At 74.1% G+C, this 10,691-nt stretch carries 7 protein-coding genes; 3 read left to right on the plus strand and 4 right to left on the minus strand.

Annotation, left to right across the window (positions count from 1 at the left end; translation table 11 throughout):
* Positions 1–221: 221 nt before the first annotated feature.
* From IE237_RS33220 to IE237_RS33230, 3 genes are all read left to right on the plus strand, one after another.
* Positions 222–1,349: an aminoglycoside phosphotransferase family protein gene (locus IE237_RS33220; protein ID WP_189805877.1), complete on the plus strand. Its 1,128-nt coding sequence runs from the start codon at positions 222–224 to the stop codon at positions 1,347–1,349.
* Positions 1,350–1,740: 391 nt separating this feature from the next.
* Entirely contained in the window at positions 1,741–3,660 is a 1,920-nt protein-coding gene (locus tag IE237_RS33225) for an N-acetylmuramoyl-L-alanine amidase (RefSeq protein WP_189805878.1), read from the plus strand.
* Between the two features lie 159 nt (positions 3,661–3,819).
* On the plus strand, positions 3,820–6,018 hold the full coding sequence (locus tag IE237_RS33230) for a terpene synthase family protein (RefSeq protein WP_189805879.1): 2,199 nt from the start codon (positions 3,820–3,822) through the stop codon (positions 6,016–6,018).
* Between the two features lie 46 nt (positions 6,019–6,064).
* On the opposite strand, the gene IE237_RS33235 is transcribed toward IE237_RS33230, so the two are convergent.
* From IE237_RS33235 to IE237_RS33250, 4 genes are all read right to left on the minus strand, one after another.
* Positions 6,065–6,430, minus strand: a complete 366-nt coding sequence (locus tag IE237_RS33235) for an RNA-binding S4 domain-containing protein (protein WP_189805880.1) — start codon at positions 6,428–6,430, stop codon at positions 6,065–6,067.
* A 17-nt stretch (positions 6,431–6,447) separates the two neighbouring features.
* The gene (locus tag IE237_RS33240) at positions 6,448–6,948 is read right to left on the minus strand and encodes a hypothetical protein (RefSeq protein WP_024757478.1); all 501 of its coding nucleotides are present in this window, start codon (positions 6,946–6,948) and stop codon (positions 6,448–6,450) included.
* Positions 6,949–7,004: 56 nt separating this feature from the next.
* The gene (locus IE237_RS33245; protein ID WP_229843250.1) at positions 7,005–10,163 is read right to left on the minus strand and encodes an ATP-binding protein; all 3,159 of its coding nucleotides are present in this window, start codon (positions 10,161–10,163) and stop codon (positions 7,005–7,007) included.
* 106 nt (positions 10,164–10,269) lie between these two features.
* Positions 10,270–10,680, minus strand: coding sequence for an ACT domain-containing protein (locus IE237_RS33250; RefSeq protein WP_189805881.1), 411 nt, complete (start codon positions 10,678–10,680; stop codon positions 10,270–10,272).
* Positions 10,681–10,691 lie beyond the last annotated feature (11 nt).

Here is a 10,691-nt window from a genome sequence, read left to right on the forward strand (position 1 = left end):
CAGGTTCTCGGCTGAGTTGAATCTAGCCCCCTGTCATAGGCCTGGCGACAATTCGCCAGCCTTCGCCAGGGTGCGCGAGATGTTCCGCCACCCGCGCCCGGGTGTCAGGTAGGAACGCGCCACCCCGCCCCGCCGACCGGCCCTCATTCCCCAGGGTGCGGACCGGGGGGCGGGCGGGGCGACGCACGCAACTCGTCGGCACACGAAGGGATCTGTCCTCCATGTACACAGCATCGTCCTCCGTGTCCGCACCGCCCCGGCCGCAGCACCGCATCGTCCCGGCAGGCGCCGGACCGTACCTCGCCCCCGCGCCCCAGGCCGTCAGGCCGAGGCGCTGGACGGGTGGCACCGGTACCCAGCCGGTCAGCGGGAGGATCGATCTGTCCGGCCCCCAGGGGGCGCAGCTGAAGATGGCGATCGCGTCGGTCCACCGCATCTGCCCGGAGTTCAACCCGGTGCAGGTGCTGCGGCGCAGCGGCCGTTCCGTACTCATCGTCGGGACGACCGGGCGGACCACGGCGGTCGCGAAGTGTTTACTGGACCACTCCCCCGCGTGGGTCGAGCGGTTCAGGCACGAGATAGCTTCCTACCGCTCCTTCGTCCGTCACCGTCCTCCGGTGCGGGCGCCGCGGCTGATCGCCGCGGATCCGGAGAACTGCACGCTGGTGATCGAGCGGATGCCCGGGCGGGCGGCGGCACTGTCGCGCCACCCCGTCGAGGCTCCGCCCCGGGCGGACGTGCGGGCCGCGCTCGGTGCGATCGCGCGGCTCAACGCCTGGCGGCCGCCGGCCGGTACCTTCGACGCCCCGCTGGACTACGGCGCCCGGATCGCGCGCTACCACGAGCTCGGGCTGTTCACGGACCGGGACCGGGACGACCTGCAGAAGCTGCTGCACGGTCTGGCGCACGCGGGCGGCCGTCAGGGCATGGGCCAGTTCTGTCACGGGGACGCCCTGCTCTCCAACATCCTGCTCTCCCCCGCCGGACCGGTCCTCGTCGACTGGGAGCACGCGGGCTGGTACCTGCCCGGCTACGACCTGGCGACCCTGTGGGCGGTGCTCGGTGACGCGCCGCTGGCCCGGCGCCAGATCAGTCAGCTCGCCCAGCAGGCGGGGCCGGCCTCCCGGGACGCCTTCCTGGTGAACCTGATGATCGTGCTGACGCGGGAGATCCGTACCTACGAGACGGCGGTGCAGCGCACCATGAAGGAGGCTCCGCCGGCCGGGTCCGTGCCGGTGCCCTCGGGGGCGCTCGCGCCCGGCGAGGAACAGCGGCTGCTGCTGAGGCGGCTGCACGACGACTGCGCCATGGCACGGCGGGCCGTGCGCGCGGCGGTCGGGACGCGCTGAAGGGGCGGGGTCCGACCGACCACACGGGGGCGGTGCGCCGTGAGCCCGGTGCCGACACACCGGGACACGGCGCGCCGGCTTGTCCGAGCCAGATCTTTCCCGACCTGGCTCGTGCGGGCCGGATCGTTCCCGAGAGACCTTCAATGGTCCACTCCAGTGACGCGTCCCAGGCCCGGGACCCGTCTCCGCGAAACTCCGCCGAATGGCCTCCATTCCCGCCCTGACGTGGGAACTTCCTTTTGCGCAGGCGTGATTGACGGGACGTCCGGGAGCCGATACCCCTGTACGGGTTCGGCCCCGCACGCCCCCGTGTCACCCCCTGCCTCTGGAGGCTGCCTTGCTCCGTCCCGCGTCGCGCAGACGTCCGTCACCGATCCGAGTGCCGGGGGCGGTGGGCGCCCTGGCGTCCGTCGCCCTGCTGCTTCCCCTGCTGTCCGCCGCCCCGCCCGCCGGCGCCGACGTGCCCGAGGCGGGTGTCCTGCAAGGGCAGTTCGCTCGGGCGGCCGAGCGTCAGGGCGTGCCCGTGAGCGTGCTGCTCGCCGTCTCCTACCTGCAGTCGCGGTGGGACACCCACGGCGGGGCGCCGAGTGTGACCGGCGGCTACGGGCCGATGCACCTGACGGACGCGGTGACGGCGCTGGCCCGGACCGCCCCGCACCACTCCGAGGGCGAGGAGGACGCCCGCGGCGACTCCTCGCGCCCGGTCCGCACGGGCGGCGACGCCCCGGTGCCGGCGCCCGCCGAGCCGCCCGAGCGCCTGCGGACGCTGGAGCGTGCGTCCGCGCTGTCCGGGATCCCGGCCGAGGAGCTGCGCACCGTGCCTGCGGCGAACATCGAGGGCGGGGCGGCGCTGCTCGCGGCGGCGCAGCGGGAGGCCGGGCTTCCGGCGAGCGCGGACCCGGCCGACTGGTACGGGGCGGTGGCGCGGTACTCCGGCGCGGACGACTCCGCGACGGCGGCGACGTACGCGGACGACGTGTTCGACGTGATCCGGACCGGGGAGACCCGGACGACGGACAGCGGGCAGGTGGTGACGCTCACGGCCGCCCCGGCGGTCGCGCCCGCCACCGGTCAGGTGGCGGATCTGGGGCTGCGCCGGCCCGCCGCCGGGCCCGTGGAGTGCCCGGCCTCCGTGGCCTGCGAGTGGGTCCCGGCGCCGTACGAGGAGTTCGGCGACGGCGACTACGGCAACCACGACAAGGCGAACCGGCCCGCATCCCAGTCGATCGACTACATCGTGATCCATGACACCGAGGCCGACTGGAACACCACCCTGAAGCTGGTGCAGGATCCGACGTACGTGTCCTGGCAGTACTCGCTGCGGTCCTCCGACGGGCACATCGCCCAGCACGTGCCGCTGAAGGACGTGGCCTGGCACGCGGGCAACTGGTTCGTGAACGCCAAGTCGGTGGGGCTGGAGCACGAGGGCTTCCTGACCTCGCCGGACTCCTGGTACACGGAGGCGATGTACCGGACGTCGGCGCGCCTGGTGCGGTACCTCGCCGGCCGGTACGGCATCCCGCTGGACCGGCAGCACATCCTGGGCCACGACAACGTGCCGGGCACGGTGGCGTCCACGATCAAGAACATGCACACCGACCCCGGCCCGTACTGGGACTGGGCGCACTACTTCCGGCTGCTCGGCCGTCCGATCACCCCGAGCGCCGGTCCGCACGCGGGCGTGGTGACGGTCCGGCCCGACTACAGCTCCCACCAGCCGGTCTACACGGGCTGTGTGACGGCGGGGCAGGCGTGTGTGCCGCACGGCAGCGGGGCGGTGCGCCTGCACACCGCCCCGAGCGCCGACGCGCCCCTGGTGAAGGACATCGGCCTGCGGCCGGGCGGGCAGGACTCCACGACCGGGGTCAACGACACCGGGGCGCGGGCCTCGACCGGACAGAGCTTCGCGGTGGCGGAGCGCCGGGGGGACTGGACGGCGGTCTGGTACCTCGGGCAGAAGGCGTGGTTCTCGAACCCGGTGAAGGAGCCGACCGCGGTGAACGCGCGGGGTCTCGTCCTGACGCCCCGGGAGGGTCTCGCGGAGGTGCCGGTGTACGGGCGGGCGTATCCGGAGGCCTCGGCCTATCCGGCGGGTGTGCCGGTGCAGTCGGTGTCGCCGCTGCCGTACAAGCTGCTCGCGGGCCAGCGGTACGTGGTGGGCGGGCGCACCCCCGGCGAGTACTACTTCGCGCCGGTGTTCGATCCGAGCGGCCACACGGTCGTCCGGGGCCAGGAGGAGTACTACCAGATCCAGTTCGGCCACCGGGTCGCCTTCGTGAAGGCGGCTGACGTGCGGGTTTCCCGGGCCTGAGGACGGACCGGCCGAAAGGTGCGGGGTGGTGCCGGACGTGGGGTCCGGCACCACCCTTCCGGCGTTCATACGACTATTCGGGAGATCGCGTGCGCCGTACGGGCGACGGGTAAGGCTGGGCCGGTCACCGACCCAGCTCACCGGAAGGCCCCCCAGCACATGCCTCAGCCCTTCGTTATGCCGGATTTCTATGTCCCGTATCCGGCACGGCTCAATCCCCATGTGGAGGCCGCCCGCACGCACACGCGTGACTGGGCGCGGGAGATGGGGATGCTGGAGGGCTCGGGAGTCTGGGAGGAGCACGACCTCGACTCCCACGACTACGCGCTGCTCTGCGCGTACACGCACCCGGACTGCGACGAGGGGGTCCTGAACCTCGTCACCGACTGGTACACGTGGGTCTTCTTCTTCGACGACCACTTCCTGGAGGTCTTCAAGCGCACCCAGGACCGTGCGGGCAGCAAGGCCTATCTGGACCGGCTGCCGCTCTTCATGCCGGCGGACCCGGCGGCGGGCATGCCCGAGCCGACCAACCCCGTCGAGGCGGGTCTCGCGGACCTCTGGCGGCGGACCGTCCCCTCGATGTCCGAGGGCTGGCGGGTGCGGTTCGCGGAGGCGACGGAGCACCTGCTGTACGAGTCGCTGTGGGAGCTCGACAACATCAACGAGGGACGGGTCGCCAACCCCCTGGAGTACATCGAGATGCGCCGCAAGGTGGGCGGCGCGCCCTGGTCGGCCGGGCTCGTCGAGTACGCGGCGGGGGCCGAGGTCCCCGGGCAGGTGGCCTGGTCGCGGCCGCTGCGCGTGCTCAGGGACGCCTTCTCGGACGCCGTGCACCTGCGCAACGACCTCTTCTCGTACCAGCGCGAGGTGGAGGACGAGGGCGAGAACAGCAACGGCGTCCTGGTCCTGGAGCGGTTCCTCGGCTGCACGACCCAGGAGGCGGCGAACGCCGTCAACGACCTGCTGACCTCGCGGGTCCAGCAGTTCGAGAACACGGCTTTGACCGAAGTGCCGCTGCTCGCCGCCGAGAAGGGCCTCACCCCTCAGGAGTGCGCGGCCGTGGCGGCGTACGCGAAGGGTCTCCAGGACTGGCAGTCCGGCGGCCACGAGTGGCACATGCGCTCCAGCCGGTACATGAACGAGGGCATGGTCGGCGGGCCTTCGCACCTGGACGGGATCATCGGCACCTCCGCGCTCGACATCCGGACCCTCTTCGGGCGGCCCGCGGCCGCCCGGCACCGGGCGTTCACGCACGCGCCGCACCAGCACGTGGGGCCGTCGCTGCTGCCCGAGTTCGATCTGCCGTACCCGCTCACCATCAACCCCCACCACCAGGAGGCGGCGCGGCACACGGTCGACTGGGCCGAGCGGATGGGGCTCCTCGACGATCTGTGGGACCGGTCGATGGCGGTCGGCTTCGACCTCGCGCTGTGCGCGGCGGGCCTCGATCCGGACGCCCCCGCCGAGGAACTGAAGGTCAGCGCCGACTGGCTGACCTGGGGAACGTACGCGGACGACTACTATCCGGCGGTCTTCGGGCGGACGGGCGGTCTGGCCGCCGCGAAGGAGCAGACCGACCGGCTCAAGGCCTGCATGCCGCTCGACGAGCCGGCGGCGGGCGCGGCGTTCGCGGTGAACCCGCTGGAGCGTGCGCTCGCCGACGTCTGGGTGCGGACCGCCGCGCCGATGACGCCCGCGGTGCGCGCGGAGCTGCGGGCCTCGCTGGACGTGATGCTCGACAGCTGGCTCTGGGAGATGCACAACGTGGTGCAGCACCGGGTGCCCGACCCGGTCGACTACATCGAGATGCGCCGCAGCACCTTCGGCTCCGAACTCACCACGCTGCTGTGCCGGCTGCGGCAGGAGGCTGCGCTGCCGCCGGAGATCTTCCGCTCGGGCACGGTGCGCAGCCTGGAGAACGCGGTGATGGACTACGGGGCGCTCGTCAACGACCTGTTCTCGTACCAGAAGGAGATCGAGGTCGAGGGCGAGGTGCACAACGGCGTTCTCGTGCTGCAGACGTTCTTCGACTGCGACTACCCGACCGCCGTGTCGATGGTCGACGATCTGATGCGGGGCCGGCTGCGTCAGTACGAGAACCTGAAGCAGCGTGAGGTCCCGCTGCTCTACGCGGACTTCGGGCTCGACGCGGCGGGACGGGAGGCCTTCGAGGCGTACCTGCGGGGGCTTGAGGACTGGCTCGCCGGCGTCCTCAACTGGCACCGCACGGTGCGGCGTTACGGTGCGGAGGACGTCCGGGCGGGCAGCGGCAGCGCCCTGCTGCGGGGCGGGCCGAGGGGTATCGGCACCTCGGCGGCACGGATCTCCGAGCTGCTCGGCGCGGGGCCGCGCTGAGGGAGGGCGAAGGCCTCCGGGTGCTCCCGGAGGCCTTCGGTGCCGGTCAGGGGCGGCGGCCTCGCAGTTCGTCGATCTCGCGGCGCTCGCGCTTGGTGGGACGCCCCGCACCCCGGTCGCGCACGGCGGCGACGGCGACGTGCTCGCGCGGCGGCGGGGGCGGACTGTTGTCCACGTACGCCTCGGCGGCCACGGGCGGACCGACCCGCTTGATGTGGAGCTCCTTGACCTCGACGATCCGCTCCCGTCCGCCGTGGAGGATCCGGACCTCGTCACCGGGCTTCACGGCCTGGGCGGGCTTGACCCGCTCGCCGTTGACCTTGACGTGGCCGGCCCGGCAGGCGGCCGCGGCCTGCGAGCGGGTCTTGGTCAGACGGACCGCCCAGATCCAGGCGTCGACGCGCGCGCTCATCGGCCCCCGCTCCCCCGTCAGCCCTGCTGGAACAGCTCGGCGGGCAGCGGCTTGAGCAGCGCGTACAGGTCGTCGGTGATCGGCCGGTCCCAACTGGCGATCGTCACGAGGACGTTGTCGCTGCGGTCGAACTGGACGCAGGAGATGCGGCTCTCGGAGAGCTTGAGACGGCGCACGATGAGGAGGTTGTCGCCCTGCATGACGGGGACGTCCTCGGTGTCGAGGACCTCGACCGGCTCGTCGTTCTCCAGGGCGGCGAGGAGCTGCGCCACCTCGAAGGGGATCTGGCCGTCGGCGAGCTCGCGCGCCGGGGAGCCCTCCGGGAGGTTGCCGATGATCATCGCGGGTCCGCGGCCGCCGAACAGGTCGTAGCGGAGGAACACGCCCTGGCAGGAGCCGTCGGGTGCGGGCAGCAGACCGGCGCCGAGATTGCCGGGCCAGTCCCCGGGATCCATGGCCAGGACGTCGAAGTCCGGGCCCGCGGGTGTGGCGGCGCTGCGGCGGCGGAGGAAGGACATACGGCCATGGTACGTGCCCCGGCGCGCGACGCGACGCGCCGGGCGGCCGCCTCCCGTCAGCCCTGGCCGCCGGGGCCGTCGATCGTCCGCAGGGCCTGGGCGAGGCCCGAGCGGTCGGTCCCGAGCTTGCGGTAGACGGACGACAGGAGCCTGCCGAGGGTGGTCGCGTCGACGCCGAGGACGCCGGCCGCGTCCCGGTCGCGGACCGTGAGCTCGGCGGCCGTCCGCTCACGGGCGGTGAGCGTGTCCGTCCCGGCGGTGTGGAGCGCCCGGGGACGGAGCCCGGCCGCGGCGAGCTCGGCCCGCGCCTCGTCGACGAGGCCGTCGGCGCCGCAGTCCTGGGCGGTCTCCAGACCCCGGTAGAGGTGCTCGGCGGCCTCCCCGGCGCGTTCGGTGCGGCGCAGGGCGGTGCCGAGGGCGACGAGGGAGCGGGCCAGCTCGTACGCGGCGGGCGACTGGTCGAGCAGGTCGACGGACTCCTCCAGGAGCTTCACGCGCGCGGAGGGCTCGGAGACCTCGGCGGTCACCCGGAGCGCCTGTCCGATCGCGGAGGGCGCACCGTACTGCCGGGCGCGGGCGACGGCGTCCTCGGCGGTGCGGCGGGCCCGCTCGGGAGTGGTGGCGGCCTCGGCGAGAGCGAGGTGGAGCTGCCAGGGGCACCAGGCGGGGTTGCGCATGCCGCGCGGGTCGAGGCGGCGGCCCACGGCGGCGAGCTCGGCGGCCGCCTCCTCGGTGCGGCCCCGGGCGAGGAGGACCTCGATCAGGACGCCGACCGCGTACCACTGGGCGGGGGTGCGGGGTCCGACGCGTTCGGCGAGACGCAGGCCGGCACGGACGAAGTCCTCGGCCTCGACGAGGCGCCCGCGCCGGTGGCGGATGTATCCGAGGAGGGTGTACGCGAAGGAGAGGTGGGCCCCGCGCCAGCCCTGGCGCTCGAACTCGGCGGTTCCGGCGGCGAAGAGCTCCTCGGCGCGGCCGGGGCGGTCGGCGTAGAGGAAGGTGAGGGCCGTGAGGACCGGGACCTCGAAGCCCCGGCTCTCGTCGGCCCAGCTCAGGCCGCCTTCGAGGGCGCGCTCGGCGTGGTGGAGGGCGACGGCGGAGGGTTCGGCGCGGAGGGTGGCGTCCCAGGCGCGCAGGCCGATGACATAGCGCTCGGTGAGATCGCGTCCGGTGAGCCGGTCGGCGAGGGCGGCGAGGCGGCGGGAGCGGGCGGGTGACTCGGGTTCGTCGGCGCGGAACGCGTCCCACATGAACTTCTCGGCCTGCATCCGCAGCCGGCCGCGGGCGTCGGTGGTGCGGCCGGCCTCGCGGCCGAGCAGCTCGGAGGCCTCGACGAGCCGGTCGCTGTGGGCGAGGACCTGGGAGAGGCGGTAGACGATGCCGTGGCGGAGCGCCGGGTCGGCGACGGGTTCCTCCAGGGCCGCGCGCAGATGGTTGACGGTGGTGGCGGGTTCGGTGAGGAGGGACGAGCATCCGAGTTCGAAGAGGACGGCGGCCCGGTCGTCCGCGGCGGGCGGTTCGCGCAGGGCGCGGGCGAGGCAGCGGCGGGCCGCGTCGGGGGCTCCGGCGCGGAGGTTCTCCCCGGCGGCGGCGCGCAGTTGGTGGACCACCCACGGGTCGCCCTCGGGGTGGGTCTCCAGGAGGTGGCGGGCGGCCGCGGCGGGGCCGAGTCCGGCGTCGACGACGCACCAGGCGGCCTGGCCGTGCAGGGCGACGCGGGTGGCCGCGGGGATGGACCGGTAGACGGTGGTGGCGATGAGGGGGTGGACGAACTCCAGCGGTTCGTCCGGCCCTTCGGCCTCGGCGAGGACGCGGGCCTCGCGCAGGCGCGCGGCGCTGTCGGCGACCGCCTCGCCGCCGAGCCCCGCGACGGCCCCGGCGAGCTGCGGGGAGATCTCGGTGCCGAGGACGGCGCAGGCCCAGGCGAGGCGGACGGTGGCGGTGCCGAGGCGTTCGAGACGGGCGACGAGGCCGCTGCCCTTGAGGGCGGCGGCGAGGTCGCGCAGTTCGCGGGCGCCGCGTGCGGTCGGTTCGAGGCCGCGGTCACGGACCTTGGCGGCGAGTTCGACGGCTTCGAAGGGGTTGCCGGAGGTGACGGTCCAGAAGTCGCGGCAGAAGGTGTCGTCGGCGTGGGCGCCGACGTGGTCGCGGACGAGGTGCGCGACGGCGGCGGAGGTGAGCGGGGCAAGGCCGTGGGGCCGCTGCCCGGAGCGGAGACCGGTGAACTCCCGCCCCTCGTCGGGCAGTTCGTCGGGGCGGTAGGCGGCGACGAGGAGCATGGGCAGTTCCTCGGCGCGCGGCGCGAAGGCGGCGAGCCAGCCGAGGGACTCCGGGTCGGCCCAGTGGACGTCGTCGAGGACGACGACGAGCGGGTCGCGGCGCACGGCGAGATGGGTGAGGACCCAGTCGAGTCCGTCGCGCAGGCCCTGCGGGTCGGGCGGCGAGCCCTCGCCGGCGGCGCGCAGTCCCAGCGCGGGGCCGACGATGTCGTACCAGGAGCCGAGGCGTTCGCGCAGTTCGGTGTCGGAGGCCTGGGCCAGCTGCGGCTGGAGGAGCTGCCGGGCGACGTGGAAGGCGACCCGCTGCTCCTGGTCTCCGCCGCGCGCCGAGAGCACGGTGCAGCCGCGGGCGGCGGCGCGGCGGCGGATCTCGGCGAGCAGGGTCGTCTTGCCGAGCCCGGCGGGCGCGGCGTAGGCGAGGACGCCGCCGCGCCGGGCGGCGGCGCGGGGGCGACCGGGGGTGTCGGGGGCGTCGGTGGTGTCGGGGAAGCCGGTGGCGTCGGGGAAGCCGGTCCCCTGTCCGTCGAAGGCTTCGGCTTCCCCGCGCGCGCGGGGTCCGGGCACGGCCGGGTCCGGGACCACGACGAGATACGGGCTCGTGGCCTCGCGGGGCCGGGGGACCCGCTCGGGCCGGTGGGACGCGGGATCCCGCTCGGGCCGGCTGCTCGGAGCCGGGGCACGTTCGGGCCGGTCCGGAGCCGGGGCACGGTCGGGAGCCGGGGCGCGCTCGAACCGGCCCTGAGCCGGCGTCCGGTCGGGCCGGCCCTGAGCCGGGGCACGGTCGGGCCGGGTCGGAGTGGGCATCCGCTCGGGCCAGGCCGGCCGGTCGGCCAGGCCGGTCAGGAGGTCGAGAGCGTCCTCGGCCGCGTCGAGCGCCGCTTCGCGTTCGAACAGGCCGAATCCCCGACGGGTCGGCCGGTCACCCTGTCGTGCCACGTTCCACCCCCACACCGAGGGCGCACGCCCGGCGCATGATCGGGAGGACCGGGCGAGTGGCCCCGCGAAGGCCCCAGCGTACGCCGGGCGGGGCCGTCGGGGACCGTCATTCGGCCAAGCCGGCCGACCGGTGCGAGAGCCGGCTCAGGACGGCCAACGCCTCATCTGCGCGGTCGTGTTCGACGAAGAGGTGGTCGTGGTGGAATCCGGCCACGACGTTGCAGCTCATGCCCGCCGCCGCGAGCTCGCCGGCGACGGCCGCCGTGAGTCCGACGGCGTCGAGCGCGGAGTGCACCCGGAGCGTGATCCACCCCGCCACGTAGTCGTACGCGAGCCCGGCGGCGTCCGCCTCCTCCTGCCGTACGACGAGGGTGAGGCCCTCGGGTTCGGTGACGGTGACGACGGGGGCGACCCCGGCCGGGGCGGGGCCGTCCACCGTGGTGAAGACATAGCGGCCGGGGTCGAGCTCCGGGCGCATCCCGGCGAGCAGGCGGGTCAGATCACGTTCCGCGTTCATGGGGGTCAGGG

Origin of the sequence: Streptomyces tanashiensis (assembly GCF_014648895.1) — a bacterium.
Classification (GTDB): Bacteria; Actinomycetota; Actinomycetes; order Streptomycetales; family Streptomycetaceae; genus Streptomyces; species Streptomyces tanashiensis.